The 20,857-nt window shown below is 42.2% G+C and carries 24 protein-coding genes; 17 read left to right on the top strand and 7 right to left on the bottom strand.

Features of this window, described 5'->3' with window-relative positions; genetic code table 11:
* Positions 1-12: 12 nt before the first annotated feature.
* The 3 genes from PR709_RS09495 to PR709_RS09485 form a co-directional block, all read right to left on the bottom strand.
* Positions 13-825 carry a bestrophin-like domain gene (locus PR709_RS09495; RefSeq protein ID WP_004918991.1) on the bottom strand — a complete coding sequence of 271 codons (813 nt, stop codon included), beginning with the start codon at positions 823-825 and terminating at the stop codon, positions 13-15.
* A gap of 280 nt (positions 826-1,105) precedes the next feature.
* Entirely contained in the window at positions 1,106-1,675 is a 570-nt protein-coding gene (locus PR709_RS09490; protein WP_230084767.1) for a TetR/AcrR family transcriptional regulator, read from the bottom strand.
* Between the two features lie 466 nt (positions 1,676-2,141).
* Complete coding sequence (locus PR709_RS09485) at positions 2,142-2,492, bottom strand: phage holin family protein (protein ID WP_004918982.1); 351 nt, start codon at positions 2,490-2,492, stop codon at positions 2,142-2,144.
* A gap of 545 nt (positions 2,493-3,037) precedes the next feature.
* On the opposite strand from PR709_RS09485, the gene PR709_RS09480 reads away from it, so the two are divergent.
* The gene (locus PR709_RS09480; protein WP_004918980.1) at positions 3,038-3,304 is read left to right on the top strand and encodes a LysR substrate-binding domain-containing protein; all 267 of its coding nucleotides are present in this window, start codon (positions 3,038-3,040) and stop codon (positions 3,302-3,304) included.
* Between the two features lie 46 nt (positions 3,305-3,350).
* On the opposite strand, the gene map is transcribed toward PR709_RS09480, so the two are convergent.
* Together map and PR709_RS09470 are read right to left on the bottom strand one after the other, a co-directional pair.
* A complete protein-coding gene (gene map, locus PR709_RS09475) occupies positions 3,351-4,145 on the bottom strand; it encodes a type I methionyl aminopeptidase (RefSeq protein WP_004918978.1) in 795 nt (264 codons plus the stop codon).
* A complete protein-coding gene (locus PR709_RS09470) occupies positions 4,138-4,344 on the bottom strand; it encodes a ParD-like family protein (RefSeq protein WP_036943836.1) in 207 nt (68 codons plus the stop codon). The genes map and PR709_RS09470 overlap by 8 nt, the downstream gene beginning before the upstream one ends.
* A gap of 315 nt (positions 4,345-4,659) precedes the next feature.
* On the opposite strand from PR709_RS09470, the gene PR709_RS09465 reads away from it, so the two are divergent.
* The 15 genes from PR709_RS09465 (at position 4,660) to PR709_RS09395 (ending at position 18,594) form a co-directional block, all read left to right on the top strand.
* The gene (locus tag PR709_RS09465; protein ID WP_272570874.1) at positions 4,660-5,085 is read left to right on the top strand and encodes a universal stress protein; all 426 of its coding nucleotides are present in this window, start codon (positions 4,660-4,662) and stop codon (positions 5,083-5,085) included.
* Positions 5,086-5,547: 462 nt separating this feature from the next.
* A complete protein-coding gene (gene nirD, locus PR709_RS09460) occupies positions 5,548-5,862 on the top strand; it encodes a nitrite reductase small subunit NirD (RefSeq protein ID WP_004918973.1) in 315 nt (104 codons plus the stop codon).
* A 2-nt stretch (positions 5,863-5,864) separates the two neighbouring features.
* Positions 5,865-6,173 carry a recombinase-like helix-turn-helix domain-containing protein gene (locus tag PR709_RS09455; protein WP_004918964.1) on the top strand — a complete coding sequence of 103 codons (309 nt, stop codon included), beginning with the start codon at positions 5,865-5,867 and terminating at the stop codon, positions 6,171-6,173.
* A 64-nt stretch (positions 6,174-6,237) separates the two neighbouring features.
* Complete coding sequence (locus PR709_RS09450) at positions 6,238-7,275, top strand: aromatic ring-hydroxylating oxygenase subunit alpha (protein WP_004918962.1); 1,038 nt, start codon at positions 6,238-6,240, stop codon at positions 7,273-7,275.
* Positions 7,268-8,023, top strand: coding sequence for an SDR family oxidoreductase (locus PR709_RS09445; protein WP_004918960.1), 756 nt, complete (start codon positions 7,268-7,270; stop codon positions 8,021-8,023). Before PR709_RS09450 ends, PR709_RS09445 begins: the two co-directional genes overlap by 8 nt.
* 31 nt (positions 8,024-8,054) lie before the next feature.
* The gene (locus PR709_RS09440; protein WP_060561321.1) at positions 8,055-8,831 is read left to right on the top strand and encodes an IclR family transcriptional regulator; all 777 of its coding nucleotides are present in this window, start codon (positions 8,055-8,057) and stop codon (positions 8,829-8,831) included.
* Positions 8,832-8,941: 110 nt separating this feature from the next.
* Positions 8,942-9,868: a VOC family protein gene (locus tag PR709_RS09435; protein ID WP_060561322.1), complete on the top strand. Its 927-nt coding sequence runs from the start codon at positions 8,942-8,944 to the stop codon at positions 9,866-9,868.
* Between the two features lie 4 nt (positions 9,869-9,872).
* A complete protein-coding gene (locus PR709_RS09430; RefSeq protein ID WP_272570873.1) occupies positions 9,873-11,087 on the top strand; it encodes an NAD(P)/FAD-dependent oxidoreductase in 1,215 nt (404 codons plus the stop codon).
* A gap of 70 nt (positions 11,088-11,157) precedes the next feature.
* Positions 11,158-12,381, top strand: coding sequence for an MFS transporter (locus PR709_RS09425; protein ID WP_376738366.1), 1,224 nt, complete (start codon positions 11,158-11,160; stop codon positions 12,379-12,381).
* Between the two features lie 30 nt (positions 12,382-12,411).
* Positions 12,412-12,930: a cupin domain-containing protein gene (locus PR709_RS09420; protein ID WP_004918950.1), complete on the top strand. Its 519-nt coding sequence runs from the start codon at positions 12,412-12,414 to the stop codon at positions 12,928-12,930.
* 15 nt (positions 12,931-12,945) lie between these two features.
* On the top strand, positions 12,946-13,785 hold the full coding sequence (locus PR709_RS09415) for an alpha/beta fold hydrolase (protein WP_004918949.1): 840 nt from the start codon (positions 12,946-12,948) through the stop codon (positions 13,783-13,785).
* Positions 13,786-13,799: 14 nt separating this feature from the next.
* Positions 13,800-14,594 carry an SDR family oxidoreductase gene (locus PR709_RS09410; protein WP_014658164.1) on the top strand — a complete coding sequence of 265 codons (795 nt, stop codon included), beginning with the start codon at positions 13,800-13,802 and terminating at the stop codon, positions 14,592-14,594.
* A gap of 10 nt (positions 14,595-14,604) precedes the next feature.
* The gene (locus tag PR709_RS09405) at positions 14,605-15,399 is read left to right on the top strand and encodes an aspartate dehydrogenase (protein ID WP_014658163.1); all 795 of its coding nucleotides are present in this window, start codon (positions 14,605-14,607) and stop codon (positions 15,397-15,399) included.
* Between the two features lie 13 nt (positions 15,400-15,412).
* The gene (locus PR709_RS09400; RefSeq protein WP_272570872.1) at positions 15,413-16,882 is read left to right on the top strand and encodes an aldehyde dehydrogenase; all 1,470 of its coding nucleotides are present in this window, start codon (positions 15,413-15,415) and stop codon (positions 16,880-16,882) included.
* A 68-nt stretch (positions 16,883-16,950) separates the two neighbouring features.
* Entirely contained in the window at positions 16,951-18,594 is a 1,644-nt protein-coding gene (locus tag PR709_RS09395) for a thiamine pyrophosphate-binding protein (protein ID WP_272570871.1), read from the top strand.
* A 57-nt stretch (positions 18,595-18,651) separates the two neighbouring features.
* Here the strand turns inward: PR709_RS09395 and PR709_RS09390 are convergent, their stop codons facing one another.
* Positions 18,652-18,990: a hypothetical protein gene (locus PR709_RS09390; RefSeq protein WP_004918939.1), complete on the bottom strand. Its 339-nt coding sequence runs from the start codon at positions 18,988-18,990 to the stop codon at positions 18,652-18,654.
* Between the two features lie 628 nt (positions 18,991-19,618).
* Here PR709_RS09390 and PR709_RS09385 point away from each other — a divergent pair.
* Entirely contained in the window at positions 19,619-20,050 is a 432-nt protein-coding gene (locus PR709_RS09385; RefSeq protein WP_004918937.1) for a hypothetical protein, read from the top strand.
* Positions 20,051-20,069: 19 nt separating this feature from the next.
* On the opposite strand, the gene PR709_RS09380 is transcribed toward PR709_RS09385, so the two are convergent.
* Entirely contained in the window at positions 20,070-20,825 is a 756-nt protein-coding gene (locus PR709_RS09380) for an energy transducer TonB (protein WP_004918928.1), read from the bottom strand.
* Positions 20,826-20,857: the final 32 nt, after the last annotated feature.

Raw genomic sequence — 20,857 nt, 5'->3', positions numbered from 1 at the left:
GGGCATATTTATTTAATCAAGTTTCCCGACTAACGCCCCTTCTTTAAATAAGAATTCCTGTAATGATATTAAATCATCCGGCGTCACATGAATGACCCCCTCACCGGGAATATCAATTTCTGCGATCATAAATAGTGCCAGTGTTGTTAATGATGGCAATATGAGGATCAGCCAGTTTTTACCTTTAGTTCCTCGAATGTTATAACCAATTAAAACGTTAGAACAAATCGCAAAGAAAATTAATAAGAACCATGCTGCATTCGGTATTTGATGCCGCCAACTCGCCATCGTTTTTTGTTGTGAAAGATAAAGATCACTAAATGCAGTTAATACCGAGGCGATCACTGGATTTGGTGATTGATTTGCCTCTTTAACCGCAATTTCCCACAAGGTAGCTTGTTTTTCTAATGAGACTCTCCGCCATTGATTATTTTCATCGCTGACACCTGATTTAAAAAATTCAATTCTCGCCTCTAGGTACTGCTGCAATAAATGGATTGCTTCACGTCTGTCACTGCTGTTTAATAATTGCGCTCGTTGGTAAGCATTCCCTATCGCAATCGCTTCATTCTCTTCTGTTTGCTGACGATTGTTGTAGCCACTGATCGAGATTGAGAGAACAAAACCAATCAATAAGCCTAATAACGATAAGATAGCCCCTAATATAATTTTTGCTTCGTCATCAGCAATATCATCATTAAGCTTCTTACGCTTAAAGATAAATTTACCGATATAAGCTGAAATAATGAGTAAGGAAAATGTAATTATAAACAATAAGATAGAGTCAATTGGTGTATCATTAATAAACTCGGAAAAATTAAACATAAAACATGTCCAGACAAGTAATTTTCCGATGATATAACACATCCAGAATAAATTTTTCTAGCTTTTTCACTGGCAAAAATCAGTTTAGATTTTAACGCTAAAATGTCATCATCAAACGATAAAAACATGATAGTATTAACGATGCAATCATAAAAAACAGTCGCTTAACCTACTGTTTTTTAGTCACTTTTAGATATGTAATTTAACTTCAGTACAAGACAGATTTAAATGACAGCATCCTTCTATTTTTAGAAGGATAGAAGAGTGCTTAGATACGGTATTATTGAACTAAACCGAGTAACTTTTGATAAAGTATTGCGCCTAATGTGTTCTCATCATACTCAAGGCTCGATGCAAGCTCATCAACGGCAGCGTGCATACTGTGATACAGCATAGAGCTAACCAGCCCAATTGGCTCTGCTGACCAAACACCTTGCGCCTTTCCATGTAACAAGATTTTTTTCACTTGTGAAATTGCCCGCTGTTCATGTACGTTGCTACACGTATGAAAACTTTCATGAAATAGCATGTCATGAATACGTCTTTTTTCAACATAGTATTGTACGCTGCTTTCACACCACTGGCTTAGCATCGCTTGACTGTCCACCTTCTCTCTCAGTGCATCATCAATTTTTCCCAAATACCATGTCATATAACGCTCACGCAAAGCCTCTAAAATCTCATCCTTCGATTTAAAGTAGTGGTAAAAAGTACCTTTCGCCACATCGGCTTGGCTAACTATTTCACTCACTGTTGTCTCTAAAAAACCTTTCGTGAGAAATAAATGCTCAGCAACATTCATTAAATCATCCAATCTCTCTTTTGCGGGTTTTGTTCTCGGCTTTTTCATTGGCTCCGTCATCAGCTTAAACCTTTTAAGTTAATTAGAGATAATGCAAAGAGTAATAGATTTTATGGTTTCACACAAACTTCCTACCGCTTTAAGCTAGCCAGAGAAATAACATGTTTAATAAACAAACAAAACACGAGATCTTACCCATCATTGCGGAACACCACAAGATTGTTCTCTTTTAGAGCATAAAATTAGCCATTATGGAGTTCATTAGCATTTGATTAATGATATCAATATACTTCTTCTTATATTGATACTGATGCAGTAAAAAATAAATAATTCTCTTATTGAAGGGTTCAGAGATGATAGTTAGGTAATCATTAAATGGTAATTAAGATAGCAGTAGAATTATAATCGTTTTAAATAACAGTATCTTCTTAAGGTAGGTATCTCGATAAGCCTCATTTTGGGCTTATCGTACAACTTATTTCTGATAAGAATGATTTTTCTATACTTCAAAATATTATTCTTTATTTCTATAGCGTTTTTGAATTGCAATCAACATCGAATCAATAACCCAACTGAGCTTCTTTGTACCCAGGAAACCTATCATCGCACCACAAAACTCGGCAAGTGATGACCAAGCATCAGAATAATTTAAATAGACAAGTAACCATTGAAGCGCTCGAATAGCACTGACTGTAATAGCACCACATATTACAGCTTCTGCTAATGATTGCCATGTACTTTTACTCTCTCGCCACTCTCTAACAAATGCAATCAACGTTGCTAACATAACACCACTTAATAAAGGTAAATTGAGTTGAACCCAGCGGAAAACTTGCGCCCAAAAATCGATATTTTTTTCATGCATAATGGTACCTCCTAAATGGAGTGCTAGTTTATTGTCAATAAATGAAGCCCCCTTATTGTTTATATAAAACTATCGAAATAATGGGCATCACAATCATATGATATTAAATATTAATTATTTCAATAGTCATTAAAATTAATTTCACATTCTACTTATGTATCGTAATAACAAAAGAATAGTATTACAAACATTGTGAAAACCAAGCCAAATAAGATTAAAATAAAATCACAATCATTAATTGTTTACATATCTTAGTTTATATTATCTAATATAAACTAGCATACAGAATAGATCCTTACACAAACTCTTCTCGACCTAAATATGCTATTTCTTTAGTCATTAATAATTATTACTCTTCAAATGACAACACAAAAAATATAACCCTACTGACAACAAAATATTACCTTTATGATTATCATTTTAATTATCTTTTTTATGTATTGATAATACACGCCTAAAATAATCAATAGCAACCCTATCGATTGTAAGAGTAAATGATTTCCAGCCTGCCCGTTGATGATATCTAAGATAAAGCTTGATACGACTTGACTAATAATAGCGAAGCGACTGTTCAAGGAGTGGGAATTTCGCTGCTACCCTGCTTTATCGCCGCCCCTTATATTGAAAAAGGTATGCTAACCCCTTTACTGACGGATTACTCATTGCCAGAACACTCTATTTATGCGGTTTATCCTAATAGACACTATTTACCCCATAAAACAAGAATGGCTATCGATTTTCTGTTTGAAAGACTGAATCCCAAGAGCGAATATGGCCAGCGTTATGAAATTAATTATTATGCTTCGCGATAACAGTCTGAAAGCCGCACTCGCGGCTTTGCAGAGCCATCGTCAAATTTTAAAGATGATGTTTTGCGACAAATGCTTTTTCTTCATCGCGTAAAGTTAAGACTTCATAACCGGTTGCGGTCACTAAAACTGTATGTTCTGATTGGGCCGATAATTTTTTATCTCGCGTCACAACTGTCCAACCATCTTTTTTGGTCTTAATTTTCATACCACCTTGGTTGATCATCGGCTCTATTGTGAATGTCATCCCTTCTTTTAAGGTAACCCCTTGCCCACGTACACCATAATGTAGCACTTGTGGAGCTTCGTGCATTTCACGGCCTATACCATGACCACAATATTCACGAACCACGCTATAACCATTTTTTTCTGCATGGTGTTGGATTGCAGAACCAATATCCCCTAGTGTTGCCCCTGGTTTGACTTGTTTGATCCCTTCCCACATAGCCTCATAAGTATCCTTAACAAGTTTACGTGCTAATGGTGAGGCTTCGGGCATCACATACATCTTACTTGAGTCTGCAATAAAGCCATTTTTCTCTAATGTGATATCAACATTGATAATATCTCTGGCTTTCAAATGTTCATCAGCTTTCGGTACGCCATGGCACACCACTTCATTAAGGGAGGTATTTAATACATATTGATAACCATACTGGCCTTTGCTGGCTGGTCTCGCCTGCAATTCATTAACAATATAATCTTCAACCTTGTCATTAATTTCCATGGTCGTAATACCCGGCACAATAAAAGTATCTAACATCGCAAATACTTTGGCTAATAAACGGCCAGATTCACGCATCAATTCAATTTCTTCAGCTGTTTTGATTGTGATATTACTCATGGTACTTCCCTTTATGGTTAACAGTTTCTTTTTCTAGCATTTCGCTGATAAGCGTTGTGAAGGTTTTATCGGGATTTAATTCGGCTTGGATACCTATTTTTATCCAAAATTCAGCCTGAGAATTGATCGAGCGTGACATCACTTGGCTAGCACGGCGCAAATAGTCATGCAGATCATCTGAAATTTTCACGATTCCCAAGACAGCACCTCATTAACATATAAAATATTACGATTTATATATAAACCATATAATAACTAAGATGAGAAAGATAGTCATTCAATGGGGAACCGCACAAATGAACTGTTTTTTCATCAAACCGTTTTAATTTTCTAACTTCAAGCCGCCGTCAAAGTATTGTTCGTTACAACGTTGTATTGTTATTGTTAGCTAACTCCATTTTTGTATTGGCTATAAGATGTTAAATTGATTAAATATTAAACTTATCTTTATTTTTACTGATTGTTTTTAACGGATAGATTTTAAATAGGCTTGGATAATTGTTCGGAGAACAATATGTATAAAAAAATTTTAGTTCCTATTGATATTACAGAGAAAAATTTAGCAAACCTTGTACTTCCTCATATTCAATACCTTTCGGAGGAAGAAGGCGCTCATATTCATTTTTTAGCCGTTATTCCTACTATCCCTTTTTATACCTCTATGGGCTTTGGTTTTGCCGAAAAAGCAGATAGCGAACGAGATAAAGTAACAAATCAATTAGTTGATATTATTAAAGATTTTAATCTTCCTAAAGAAAAGTTTACCGCTCAGGTCGTCATGGGAACGCCTAGGGATGAAATTTTGCGTATTGCCGATGATATTCAAGCAGATTTGATTGTTATTGGTTCTAGACGCCCTGGAATGTCAACGTATTTCTTAGGATCAACAGCTTCGATGATCATCCAAAACTCTAAGATTTCTGTCTTAACAGTACGATAATTCACTAACCCACTTCGGTGGGTTTTAATTTAATTCTTAGTAACAAACTAAAAAATATAAACTTTTAAATCTCATTCCTTTCAATTTTCCTATTCCTTCTCTCTGAAGAAAATAAAAAAACGCCTTAATGGATAAAGGCTTTCTCATATCAGAAATAATTCTCACTCTTTGCTGTTATTTATTTTTTACCACTATAGTGGGTAATTTACCGTGAAATAATGATAATCCCTTATTTTATGATTTTATCCATCAAACGATAGTCACACTATTTTCAGCCCATTTTGTTTCTCATATGAAACTAAAAATGACCATAATCTCGACACACTGCACATTTCAAAACAAATATTTTACATATGAGTAACATTCGATTGACTGTTTATCGCTCAGCCTATTAGGCTAGTTTTAAATAATAAACAATGTTTTATATATGAAACAACACTATTTTGCTGTGGAGGAAACAATATGAGTTGGGTCGCGATTTGTGATGTCTCGCAAGTACAAGAAGAATTTCCTTATTCAGCCCGAGTCAATGATACCGAGATCGGTGTTTTCTTAGTGGATGATCAATATTACGCCATGGAAGATGTTTGCCCTCATGCCTATGCCCTACTCAGTCAAGGGTTTGTTGAGGATGGCAAAGTGGAGTGCCCACTTCATGAGGCTGTATTTGATATCAAAACAGGAAAATGCCTACGTGAGCCAGGTGGTCGCGATCTCAAAACCTACCAGACTCGCATTAATAACAACCAAATCGAAATTAGCTTTATTGAGGAGTAGAAATGGAACCGATACAGAATTTCAACCCTTACTTACCTGCTAATCACCAAATTATACCGGCTCGTGAAGGCGGTAAAGGGCAAATCCAAGCACCGGGAACGGCGCCAAATATCGTTTGGCAAACTCGCTCACGTCTCCCTGATGACTACGAAACCGCTCTCATTGCCACATTGGAAATCTTATTTGATTCAGGTATTGAAACTCTCGAGCAAATTATTAGTGCACTCAATCAAAGACAACTCTTTGATAGACAAGGACAACCATGGAATGAAGCCAGTTTTCGCGAATTTCTCCAAGTAAACGGGTATTAATCTCCTGCCAGTGACGCAGAAATAATAATAACCAACGATACCCCACGACAACAGGAAGCAGATTATGACAACTCATGCACAACTTCAGAACTATCAAGATTATTTAGACGTTGGACTTAGAGGCCAGTGGTATCCCGTTTTATCCAGTTGGGAAGTCACTAGCAACCCAATCGGTATCACCCGCTTAGAAGAACAAATTGTGTTATGGCGTGATCAGCAAGGTCAAATTCATGCGCTTGAAGACCGCTGCCCTCACCGTGGTGCACGCTTATCAATGGGCTGGAACCTAGGTGAACGTATTGCCTGCTGGTATCACGGCGTTGAAGTTGGAGGCGATGGTATTGTCAAAGATGTTCCTGCTGTTAGCCAATGTCCATTAGAAGGTCAAAAGTGCCTAAAAACCTACCCAGTTCAAGAATATCATGGCGCAATCTTTCTTTATTTTGCCATTACTGATGAAGAGCCACCGACGCTAGCGTTCCCTGAAGAGCTGGCGGATAGTGAAAATCATAGCCATTTCTTATGTACAGCCACTTGGCATTGTAATTATCAATATGCACTCGAAAATGTCATGGATCCCATGCATGGCACTTATCTCCACTCTTCTTCGCATTCAATGGCGGACGGTGATAAGCAATCAGAGATGATTTTAGAACCGACTCAAAATGGGTTTATCTTCCGCAAAAATGACCAAATGGGGGTGAATTTTGATTGGGTTGAATTTGCCAGTACTGGCGCGAACTGGCTACGCCTATCCATCCCTTATCAAAAACGTTTCGGACCGGGTGGCCACTTCTGGATCATCGGAATGGTTGTGCCAGAAGATCGCTTCAATACCCGGGTCTTCTTTTGGCGTATCCGTAAAGTAAAAGATTGGCAACGTGATCTCTGGCGCTTTATGTACCGTAATCGCTTAGAGGGATTACATTGGGATGTTTTAGAGCAAGACCGTATTATCCTTGAAAATATGGCGCCTAATGCTCGCCAACATGAGTTCCTTTATCAGCATGATGTTGGGCTATCTCGCCTACGCCGTATTATGCAACGTGAAGCCAAAAAGCAATTTGACCAAATTTATAATAAGGAAACGTCAAATGCATAATTTACTGGCAGGCAAACGCATCGTCATTACGGGTGCAGCAAGAGGCTTAGGCTTTGAATTTGCGAAAGCGATCGCACAACAAGGTGCTCACGTCATCCTGTGCGACATATTAAGTGATCGCCTACAGCAAAGCATTACCCAGCTACGCCAAGCCGGTTTGACTGCCGATGGTTTTAACTTAGATATTGCCGACCCCGAGGCCATAGCGCATGTTTTTCAGCAGATTGGTCAACAAGGCAATATTGATGGCCTCGTTAATAATGCCGCCCTTGCCACTGGCGTTGGCGGCAAAACATTGGATGAGTATGACTTAAATCTATGGGATCGCGTCATGACCGTTAATGTAAGAGGCACATGGTTAGTGACAAAGGCGGCACTCCCATTTTTGCGCCAAAGTAGAAATGCCAAGATAGTGAATATTGCTTCTGATACAGCTCTATGGGGCGCCCCTAAGCTGATGGCTTACGTCGCGAGCAAAGGGGCAATTATTAGCATGACACGCTCAATGGCAAGGGAGCTTGGCACACACCGGATCTGTGTCAATGCTATCGCGCCTGGCCTAACTAAAGTTGAAGCCACCGAATATGTACCAGTTGAGCGCCACCAGCTTTATGAAAATGGGCGTGCTATTCAAGGGGAGCAAAAGCCCGAAGATGTGACCGGTACTGTCTTATATTTGCTTTCGCCAATGGCCGATTTTGTGACGGGCCAACTGATCCCCGTCAATGGTGGGTTTGTATTTAACTAAAGACGCCGCTTAATGCGGGGAGGTTAACGCTTTGAGTTCAACATGCAAATATTTGATCCCCGGTTTGGAAAAAGGATTGCAGCTTTTGTTACTCCTAGCACAGCAGCACCGAGAGCTAACCTTTGCTGAAATTTTACGTCTAATCGATATGCCGAAAGCGACGGCCTATCGTGCAATACAAACTTTGGTGCATTTAGACTTTATCGAACAACACCCAAGGACAGGGGCTTTTTCACTCGGTCGCAAAGTGCTTAGCTTAGGTTTAGGGTACATTGCTTCACTCGATCTAACACAGTTAGGCCAACCGATCATTGAACAATTACGCGACCGTAGCCAGTGCAATAGTCACCTCGTCATACGCGATGGGCGAGACATTATTTATATTGCTCGGGTTAGTGCTGCCGAATCAAAAATTAACCACGTGAGTGTTGGTACTCGGTTATTAGCTCACCGCACCTCAATTGGTCGGATGTTACTTAGTGGCTTAAGTCGAGAGGAGTTCGATACCCTCTATCCTGATGATGAGTTACCTGATGATGCGGGAAGTAAACAGGCATTTTGGACAATGATCCAAGCAGACCGGCTACGGGGTTATGTTATCGGAGAGTCTTTTTACCGTCGGGGTATCTCTTCCATTGTTTACCCTGTTTACAACCGAGACCACGGTGTCGAGGCGGCGATCAGTATTATGGTGCCAATGGATAGCATTCCCGCGCAAGAACGCCAACGATTACAAAATGAAGTGAGCAATGCAGCCCAAAAACTTACTGAGTTTATTGGCGGAATAACCTCCGCTAAAGCGGTATAGCGTTACCCATAAATAAAACTAAATATTAGGTTTATTGCCATAAGCCTCAGGCCTCTGCTTGCCCAAAAACAAGGTCGGCAATAAAAAACGATTATATAGAGGGTCAAATTATGTCAGTCATTGGTATTGAAAAATTAGAGTTTGGTGTTGATAACCTTGCCGCTTGTCAGCAATTCTTGCAGGATTTTGGACTGCAAACATCACCCAATAACCCTTCTTATTTTACAACACTGTCCGGTGCAAGCGTCGCCCTTTCATCGATTGATGATCCCCGCTTGCCTACACCTTTTGAATCAGGCTCCACCTTACGACGGATCACTTGGGGCGTAAAAGACCGCGTTACACTCGAACAGGTCATCAAACAGATTGAAGATTGTGCAGGCTTTCAACTCACCTCTGATGGGGCACAGTGCCTTGACCCAAACGGTATGACGGTGGCTTTTACGATTAGCCAACAACAAGATGTTACCGTCGATATTTCCCCTATCAACCAGTGGGGAGATATTCGTCGTATTGATGCGCCAAGCCCTGTTTATGACAAAGCAACCCCCATTAATATTGGTCATGTGGTCTTTTTTGTTGATGACCTACAGGCCACAGAAGCATTCTATTGCCAAAAACTGGGCTTCCAAGTGTCTGACCGTTATATCGACCGTGCGGTTTTTTTACGTACACAAATTAATGGTTGCCACCATAATTTATTCCTACTCAAGCTGCCTCATCGCGGGCGGGGCCTGAATCATGTGGCATTTACGGTTCGCGATATTCATGAGGTGATTGGCGGTGGCCTCGCCATGAACCGCCAAAAATGGAGTACTTTTATTGGCCCGGGTCGTCACCCTATTTCGTCTGCCTACTTCTGGTATGTCAATAGCCCAACGGGCGGTGCGTTTGAGTACTACACCAACGACGACTATCTAACCGAAAAATGGCAACCCCGTGAACTAGAGCACTCTCTCGTTTCCTTTACCGAATGGGCGGTTGAAGGTGGTATCGACCACGAAACACGCCGACAAGTGAAAAAAGACAAGGAGTGATGCCATGACACAACTTATTGATGGCGGTATTGTCATTATCGGCGGCGGGCAAGCCGGTGGCTGGGCCGCAAAAACATTACGAGATGAAGGCTACCAAGGCATTTTATCTGTTATTAGTGATGAGCCACATGATTTCTATGAACGACCGCCTTTATCAAAGGCAGCTTTGAAACAGGAGGGCACTCCTCTATCACGCCTATTTAGTGAAGATGAAACGGACTCTCTGAATTTGACTTGGTATCGCCCTGTTCGTGCGACCCATATTGATGCCAACAAAAAGCAGGTGCAGCTCAGTGATGGTCGCCATTTAGCTTTTGATAAATTATTAATTGCAACGGGAGGCCGGCCTCGTTTTCTCTCTTCTGCTTGGCAATCGCATCCACGCGTATTTGCACTGCGTACTTGGGATGATGGGCAACGTTTACGTGAAGCGCTGTTGTCCGCTAAAAAAATGGCCATTATTGGCGGTGGATGGATTGGCTTAGAAGTTGCGGCCTCTGCACGCCAAATGGGCATTGACGTTACCGTTTTTGAACGCCAAGAGCGCTTATGTCAGCGTAGTGTACCTGCATCTGTTTCAAACGCACTCGCGCAACGCCACCAGCAAGCGGGGGTAGAAATCATAACCGATTGTGGCGAAATTTTGCTCGATGAAAGTCACGATGATTTACGGATCAGTTGTGCTAAGCAGCCTAGCCAATCCTTTGATCTTGCTGTTATGGGGATCGGTGTTGAATTAAATCTTGAGCTAGCGGCAACAACAGGCCTTGAAGTCACACACGGTATTGTGATCAATGGACAAGGGCAAACATCTCACCCTGATATTTATGCTGCTGGCGATGTTGCTTGTCATCCCACATTATCCCTGTGTTTACAATCTTGGGCTTATGCACAAAACCAAGCCATTACCACCGCCAAAGCCATGCTTAATGCCCACAGTGAGGATTTTAATGACCCTGCATGGCTATGGTCAGATCAATATCAAGACAATATCCAGATTTTAGGGATCCCAACCCCACTAGCAACCCAACATATTCAACGCATCACACCAAATGCTGAAGTGCATTTTTCACTGAATGATGACAACGAATTAGTTCAGATGGTCGCATTTAATGACCCTCGTTCCATCAAGCTAGGCAAAAGGTGGATGCAAAACAGCCGCAAGTTATCCCCATCGGAACTTGCAGATCCTAATTTTTCACTGATGTCACTGAAGTAAATGTGCAGGTAGGAGAAATAATATGGCAAACCAACCGATACCCGTGCCCTCAGTGACACAAGAAAATGAAATGGCATCACCGCAAGAAAGCGTGAACTGGTTGATCCCAATCGCACTATTTTCCTGCGTACTGTTAGCTTTTTTCGACAAAATTAGTATTGCCGCCCTATTTTCTGATGAACAGTTCCAAAAAGCTCTAGGAATTGATTTTGATCCCACACGTCTTGGGCTATTGATGAGTGCATTCCTGTTTGCCTATGGCGTGTCATCCATGCTGCTCAGTGGGATTGGCGATAAATTTCACCCCACCAAAATGCTGCTATTTATGATCAGTAGCTGGTGTATTTTAATGATTTTTATGGGTTTTACTCACCATTACGCCACAATGGTTTTTCTTCGAGTATTACTAGGTATTGCTGAAGGGCCATTACTTGCCATTTCCTATGCCATCGTGCGCCGTACTTTTCCACAAAAAATGCAAGCAAGAGCGACAATGCTTTGGTTATTAGGCACGCCTATTGGTGCGGCTCTTGGTTTTCCAATTTCCTTGTACTTACTGAATAATTTTGGCTGGCAAAGCACCTTTTTCGTTATGGCGGCTTTCACTGTACCCGTATGGTGGCTAGTCGTTATCGGCATTCGCCACCCCAATTTAGTCAATAAGCAAACACAAAACGTGGATGGCAAAGTCTCTACCAAAGACATGGCAGAAGCTAAAATTCAACGTAATACCCTGTTACGCAATAGCCATTTTTGGATTATCTGCTTATTTAATATTGCCTTCTTAGTTTACCTCTGGGGCATGAACGGCTGGTTACCAAGCTATTTAATCAAAGGCAAATCAATCAATTTAGAGCACGCGGGGATCTTATCCTCACTCCCCTTTATCGCCATGTTATTTGGTGAAGCGATAGGAGCATGGATTTCTGACCGTTATGATCGTCGTGCCTTAGTCTGTTTTATCTCATTACTTGGCGCCGTAATCGGTCTTTCAGGTGTGCTATTTCTCACCAGTACCTACAGCATTATTTTAATGATGGCCTTTAGCATGTTTATGTGGGGGGCTGGTGCTCCAAATATATTTGCTCTTCTGGCCAAAGCGACACAAAAGCAAGTCAGTGCACTCGCTGGCGGTATTTTCAATGGATTAGGCAACCTTGCGGGTGCCGCCGCACCGTTGTTAATGGGGGTATTAATCACCCTCACCCACAATATGGATAGTGGCCTGTTATTTATTGTCATTATCGGTTTGATCGGCAGCGTATTACTTATCCCCCTTATAAAAAGATACTGATTTAACTACTCAATATCAGGAGATATCACTATGTCACAACAACTGAATCAAATAAAACCACAAGGCATCTCGATGGCGGATTGGGTTGAATCACGCATCGCCCGTTTTGAAGGCCGCAAATATGACTGGAATGCATTGAAATTTCAGGCGGATTTTGACCCTAAATACCGTCGGGCGCAGATGCGTTACATCGGTACGGGGGCGACAGGGGTTGCCAACGATGCCAATACCGTTCCCGCGGAAAACTTTACCTTCTCAACCATGGTACTGCCCTCAAAGTGTGAAGGACCGCTGCACCTGCACCCTGATGTTGAAGAAGTCTTTTTCATGCTCAAAGGAACCATCACCTTATTTATTAAAGATGGGGATGAGGAGTATGAAACCGTGCTCAAGGAGCGTGACCTAATTTCGGTTCCAGCTGGGATTTACCGTGGTTTATTTAATCATGGTGAAGAAGAAGCGTTGATGTGCGTAATGATCGGTACGCCTAAGCCTGCCATTCCGACTTACCCAGACGATCATCCATTATCAAAAGTCAAACGTAGTTAACAGGAGAATTCAGTGATGAAACTGCCTATTGAACATTTACCCACTATCCAAACCGCTGAATTCGGCTCATATCATTTGAATTGGCGTGAAGCCGGGAACGGTGAAACGGTGATCTTACTTCATGGTATTAGCTCAGGCTCTGCATCGTGGATTTATCAACTGACAGATTCATCACTGACCCAGCAATACCGCTTGCTGGCATGGGATGCACCAGGCTACCTCAATAGCCGAGCCCTGACTACCGACACCCCAACCGCCAATGACTATGCGGAAGCATTAGCGGCCTTTATCGATGGCTTAGATCTTCCTCAAGTTGTATTGGTTGGTCATTCACTTGGTGCCATCATGGCCTGTGCGTTCGCTGCAAAATATCCACAAAAAATAAAAGGTTTATTTTTAGCTAATCCGGCGCAAGGCTACGCAACTAAACATAAAACTGAACAGAGACAGGTTTATGAACAACGACGAGAAATCGTCTTCAATTCAGGTATTGAATATTATGCACAGCACCGTGCCGCCGCCCTACTAAGCCCATCTGCCAGTGAACCACAGATTGATTGGGTAAGGCAAACCATGCGTAAACTTAACCCTCGCGGTTTCTTAGCCGCAGCATGGATGTTGGCTCACGATGATATTAGCCGTTACCTCAATCTTTATTCAGGCCCCGTCCAAATGGTTGTTGGCCTTGATGACACCATTACGCCGCCTGAAAAAGTGCACATGCTCGCTCAGCAACACAGTTGCCCCCTTACCTATATTGAACGAGCAGGACATGCAAGTTATCTCGATGCATCTCAGCCATTTAATCATTACCTGAAGCAATTTTTGGCGACCTATGCCGTAGTAGAAGTTTGATTAAGGAAAGCGCTATGAATTTACAATTAGAAAATCGTGTCGCCGTCGTCACTGGAGGAAGTTCAGGAATTGGCCTAGCCACAGTCCGACTCCTGTTAGCCGAAGGATGTCATGTCGCCTTTTGTGGTCGAAACCAAGATAAACTGACCGAGGCACATCACGCATTACAGGCGGCCTATCCACACGCTAAGTTGCTCGCTGTCTGTTGCGATGTGCTGGATAAAACGCAAACTGAGGCATTTGCACAGCAAGTACAAACACATTTTGGGCAAGTCGATTTACTGATTAATAATGCAGGTCAAGGATATGTGGCTCACTACGCTGATACGCCTGAAGAAGCTTGGTTACAAGAAGCGCAACTTAAATTGTTTGGCGTTATCAATCCCGTTAATGCATTTATGCCCTTGTTAGAACAGTCAGATATCGCGTCAATTACCTGTGTCAACTCGCTATTAGCAAGACAACCAGAGCCTCATATGGTAGCGACCTCTGCCGCTCGCGCGGCTTTACTCAATCTCACGCTTAATCTATCGAAAACCCTTCTGCCGAAAGGCATTCGTGTCAATTCTATCTTGCTCGGCATGGTGGAGTCAGAGCAATGGCGTCGCCGCTTTGAGGCGCGTAGCGACAAAAGTCTTGATTGGCACAGTTGGATTGGTGAGATCGCCAAAAAACGCGGCATTCCAATGCAACGCTTAGGGAAACCAGAAGAGCCTGCTAGAGCATTGGTGTTTTTAGCTTCACCAATGGCTTCATTTACCTCTGGTGCGGCGTTAGATGTCTCCGGCGGTTTTTGCCACCACATTTAAGGGAACGATGATGAAAACACTGATGCTTATCGGATATGGTGCTATGGCGAATGAAGTGATCCAACGGCTTCCTGCTGGGATTGAGCTAGGCTGGATAGTGGCCCGCGAACATCACCACAATGATATCAAACAACGCTTTCAAAACCGTGTGATACCACTAAGCTGCCCGACGCACGCCTCACAAAAACCAGACTTAGTCTTGGAGTGTGCTAGTCAACATGCTGTCAAACAGTATGCCCCCATGGTTTTAGAAAAAGGCTGGACGCTAGCCGTGATTTCAACTGGCGCATTGGCGGATGCGCAATTAGCACAAACGCTAAGCCAAAAAGCTCAACAACACCACGCTATCTTTATCCCATTATCAGGGGCTGTTGCTGGTCTCGATGGACTACGTTGTGCAAAAGAAGCCGCAATCCGCCAAGTAACCTACCAATCACGTAAAAGTCCTGCCAGCTGGCGCAATGGTCCGGCTGAAAATTACATCGACCTAGATACGGTTACAGAGCCAACGGTTTTTTTCCACGGAACAGCACGCGAGGCGGCACTGAAATTCCCCGCAAATGCCAATGTGGCGGCGACGGTTGCCCTCTACGGTATCGGTATGGATAAAACAAAAGTCGAACTTATGGTCGACCCGACGACCAAGCAAAATAGTCATCGCATTGAGGTTACTGGTGATTTTGGCCATTTTTGTATCGAATTAAATGGTAACCCATTACCTTCAAATCCTAAAACATCCCTGCTATCTGCATTAAGTGCCGTCGAAATTTGCCGTCGCATTGCAGATCAAGATGCCATTATCTGACTGGAGAATTCCCATGAAAAAACTCAATATATTTGTCGGTGGACGATGGCAACAAGGGCGCGGTAATGAAATGTGCTCTCGCTTTCCGGGTGACCAACACATTATCGCCACGCTCAACAGCGCCAGTGTAAGTGATGTTGAAGAAGCGGTTCAGGCGGCAGAGCGTGCATGGCGAGCGCCAAGTTGGCGCAATATGCCCCCACATCAACGCGCGACTATTTTACACAACGTCAGTATGCTAATCGAAGAGCAAGCAGACGAGCTAACCCGCTTACAAACTCTCGACAATGGTAAACCTTGGGCAGAAGCTCGTGGGCTAGTCATGAGTGCCGCGGCAACAGCCCGTTATTTTGCCGCCGTATGCGAAGTCAGTGGCGGAGAGCTGCCTCCTCGTCGCCAGCCCGATATGATGACATTAAGTACATATCAACCCCTAGGTGTTATTGCCGCTATTACACCATGGAATTCACCGATTGCTAGCGATATGCAAAAAATTGCACCTGCACTAGCTGCGGGCAATGCTGTGATATTAAAACCCGCCGAGGCGACCCCGCTTATCTCATTGAAACTCGCGGAATTATTTGAGCAAGCGGGTCTACCGAGTGGCTTACTCAGCGTACTCCCCGGTAAAGGCTCTATCGTTGGTGATGCACTTGTCCGCCATCCTTTAGTGAAAAAAATATCCTTTACTGGCGGCACCAATACAGGCCGACAACTCGCACATATTGCGGCAGAAAAACTGATCACAACGTCACTAGAGCTTGGTGGCAAGTCTCCTACTATTGTCTTAGAAGATGCGGATCTCAACCTTGCGGCACATGGCGTTTGTTATGGTATTTTCAGTTCAATGGGGCAAGCTTGTATTGCAGGCTCTAGGCTGTTCGTCTCACGTGCTGTTTATGAACCTTTTATGGAAAAGCTCACTGCACTGACTCAACAACTCATTATCGGAGACCCTCGCCAAGAACAGGTTCATGTCGGCCCTTTGATATCCCCCGAACACCGAGAAAGTGTTATTCGCTACGTCAACCAAGCACTCGCTGAAGGTGGCACAATTCGCCTTGGCGGAGCTATCCCCCAAGACCCTAACTTACAAGCAGGGAATTATTATTTACCAACCATTATTGAAGGGCTGAATAACCAAGCTTCTGTCTGCCAAGAAGAGATCTTCGGGCCTGTACTGGTCGTTATCCCTTTTGATAATGAAGCGCAACTCATAGAAGAAGCCAATGATTCTATTTATGGCCTTGCTGCGGGGATCTGGACGCAAGATTACACTCGCGCCTTTAAATTAGCAGATGCTTTAGACGTTGGTACTGTTTGGATCAATACCTACAAAGTTTTCTCCATTTCAACACCTTTTGGTGGGTTTAAAGAGAGTGGACTCGGTAGAGAAAAAGGCCTTGAAAGCCTCAAAGCTTATATGCAGCAAAAAAGTATTTTTCTGGCACTAAACCCACAACCAAACCGTTGGTGTGAATAAATGACCATGCATCCGTAAATATCTTCACGTTGCAAATTATTGGTTATCGAATTCTAAAGGAGAACACTATGTATGAGACAATCACGGTTGGCGAGGCGATCGCCAGAACATTAGAACAATACCAAGTCAGTACCGTCTATGGCGTTATCTCAATCCACAACCTGCCGATTGCAGATGCAATTGGTCGCCGTGGCGTGATTGACTTCACCCCTAGTCGTGGGGAAGCGGGTGCCGTTACCATGGCTGATGCACATGGTCGTTTCACCGGACTTGGCGTCGCCTTAACCAGCACAGGAGCCGGCGCGGGTAATGCCGTGGGCTCAATGATTGAAGCCATGAATGCTTGCTCGCCAATTATCCATATTACAGGGCAAGTAGAAAAAGCGTATCTGGATATGGATGCCGGTTTTATTCACGAAACACGCGATCAACTTGGCTTTTTAAAAGCCAGCTCTAAGCAAGCATTTCGCGTCCATAGCGCCGAACAAGCGGTTGCCGTCTTACATAAAGCCATTCAAGTTGCACAAACCGTTCCTTGTGGCCCCGTCTCTATCGAAATACCGATTGATATACAAAGCGCACAAGTTCCCTTATCGCTACTCAGCGCACCACTGACAGTTCAACCTTTACCAGAAGCAACGCTGGATCAAGTTGATGCGATTTGGCAAAAATTACAGCATGCACAACGCCCTTTATTATGGATTGGTGGTGGTGCGCTACACGCCTCTGAAGCGATTAAAAAATTGGCAGATCAGGGGGTAGCCGTGATCAGTAGTACGCATGGGCGAGGTATTTTATCTGACGAACATCCATTTAGCTTACGCGCTTTCCATAACGCAGATGCTATTGATAAATTGATGCGGTCTTGCGATATCACACTCGTCGCTGGCTCTCGTTTACGCAGTAATGAAACCAAAACGTGGTCATTACCCTTGCCACAACCTTTAATTCAAATTGATATCGATTCGCTAGCGGCTAATCGAAACTATCGTGCAGATTTGGTGGTTACTGCCGATTGCCATAGTATTCTGAACGCATTAGCCAGCAAACTCGAGCAAGCTAAGCGAACAATTTCACCACAATGGCAACAACAAGTCCAAGAAGCCACTCAGCAAGCCGAAGCACAACTCAGAGCGCAATGTGGACCATACAGCCAATTAAGCGATGCGGTTGAGCAGGCACTGCCAGATCACGGTATATTTGTGCGAGATATCACCGTTTCAGGTAGCTTATGGGGAAGCCGCTTACTAAAAGCGACTCAGCCATTACACAATATTCACTCTTTGGCTGGTGCGATTGGATTAGGCTTAGCAATGGCTATCGGTAGCGCTAAAGCGAATCCTCAGACTCCCGTTATTGGCTTAGTTGGCGATGGTGGTTTAATGCTAGGTATTGGGGAGCTTGCTACCATGGCACAAGAGCAACTACCGATTGTGCTTCTTATTATGAATGACCATGGATATGGTGTTATGCGCGGGATCCAAGAGAAATATTTCGCTGATCGGCAATATTATAATGAGTTACTCACTCCTTCATTTACGCGATTAGCAGAATCAATGGGAATTAAAGCACTAACCGTTGATAAGGCAGAAGATTTTAAATCTACGTTACAACGTGCCGTCGAATTAAAACAGCCTGTCGTTGTAGAAGTCCTTATGGAAAATATTGGTAAAATGAATTTCTCAGGGCCTCCCCAGAAAAAACTATTTTAATTCACATTGCTAAATGCTTAATAGCGCATAGAGTGTCTATGCGCTATTTCATTAAGCTTATTTAGTTTGGCTTCTTGCCATATGTTGATTAATCACACGTTGTACAGCATACGATTGGCTATTTTCTGTGAAACTTAATGCCGTCGCGGCTTTTTCATGGGCATCCATATTTAAAAACGTTTTCGATAGACCATTAATCGTTGGCTTTTCAATATTGGCTTTTTCAGCATGCCTAGCCATCGCAATTTGGTTAGCTTGAGAGGTACTGTTTTCTGTAAAACTTAAAGCAATCAGCGCATTTTCATGCGTACGTACCTTATCGTGAGCCTGTGATTGTGCTACCGCCGAAGAACAAAAAAAGAATGTTGCTATAATAGAAAATAATACTTTATTCATAAAATAACCTTAGACTGATTAATATAAAATGATTGATAAAAACCCAGCAATCGATAGGTTTTTATCCATAAATAAAAATGCTAATTAATAAAAATAAAATAAAACATATAGCGAGTTCAGATTTTAAAAACGCAATCATAAAATTATTAATAAGCATTAACTAAATTCAAACTGAATGGGGAATTAAGCGAATAATATTCGTTTGAAATTTAGACTCTCACCATCGTGGTTAATATGGCGAATAACAAACTCAAAGGAATATCAGCCTGAATGATTTCTCACCAACAGAAATAATTTACTGGCTACTGCATTTTTCCTTTATATCCTAAGGAATCAAACCTAATATACTTCGCTAGCGGATCACTGAACATTGATTCTTTATGCAAATAAACAATGCGTTTTATGCAATCTCCTTTGTACCCTATAAACAGGTAGTTTATTTATCCTATGCTGTAGCACCATACTGTTTGCCTTAAAAATTACTTTTGTTCTAGAGACACTTAATCACCGTTTTAATATTAGAGGTTACTTGCATATTTTATTTTACTGTAATTCAAGTTAAGTGCTATATTAGGCTCGATGGAAAAATACATATATCAACAACAAACCTGATATCTAAGGGATTACTATGAAAAAGTATTTGTTGCCAATTAGCCTTTTTGTAAATGTGGTATTGCTGATCACCATTATTGTCGTGGGAGCTCTGTTTTTTAACTTAAAAAGCAAAATTGACTCAACTGTCGAACAAATTAAAAATGGGCAATATGCTGAATTAGTTAAAGATAATACAGCAAACTTAATTCCCGAAGGGCTAAAAAATTTCAAGAAAATTGAACCCAATCAAAGTCAATGCGACTATTTCTATCAACAAATAGATTCACTGATAGGTTATTTAGAAGAGAACCCGACAATTGCAGGTTCAGAAAAATATGTTAAGCAGCTAAACAACCTTAAAAAATCAGCAGAAAAAACCCCTTCTACACTGAAAGAAACAGCCTGTGAAAAAGGGATTTCAACGATTAACTTTATTGGCGAAAAAATATCTACGGCAACTGAATGATGTGTGCCACCCACAATCGCTATTTAAATTCAATTTTAAAGGTGACTATGTGAGCAAAGCCGGAAGGTGGCTTCCCTACTGACTGGCTTTTTTCAACAGCAGCGAGCGCAGCGTTATCCAATAGTTCACTACCTGAACTACTCACAATACGCGCTGACGTTATTTCTCCCGTCTCCGTTAACCTAAATTGGACTTGAGCAACACCTTGTTTCTTCATACTTTTGGCGCGCCGAGGATAGCGTTTATGCCTTTCAACTTCTTGGCGTAATTTTTCCCTGTATGCATTGATTTGCTGAGTATCTGCTAGGTTTGACATCCCATTTTTAGGTTGCCCCACCTTCCCCATCGAAGGGGAAGATGCCGCCGTTTCCCCTTGTTGTGACTGCTGTGGTGTTATTGCCGACTTGGTTATTTTATTGGTAGATACTTTTTGCTGTTCAACCTCTTTTTTCTCGCTTAAACGCTTATTTGGCTCTTTGACCTTTTTTTTAGGTCGCTCAATTTTCTTCTCTTTTTTTGGTAGCACTACCTGTGCCGTCTCCACGACAACAGGCGGAACAATCTCCGCTTCAGGCTCAACCATGGGTGTCATATCTGAGTCTGTTGGCGCAGTTTCTTCAATAGCGTGTGTTAACGCAATCGACATCACTGGCGCATCCATTACCGCTTGATGCTGTTGATTTTTTTCTTCTTGAGCCAGATGAATAAAGCCCATAATAATGACAGCGTGCAGCAAAACAGACAGAGTAACAGTTAAAAAACGCGTCTTTTTCATGAGAATCTTAAGATGCCCTTCTTAGTACCACA

Origin of the sequence: Providencia sp. PROV267 (assembly GCF_028477825.1) — a bacterium.
GTDB classification, from domain to species: domain Bacteria; phylum Pseudomonadota; class Gammaproteobacteria; order Enterobacterales; family Enterobacteriaceae; genus Providencia; species Providencia stuartii.
The sequence above is the reverse complement of the archived record's forward strand: the minus strand, read 5'-3'. Positions and strand labels throughout refer to the sequence as shown.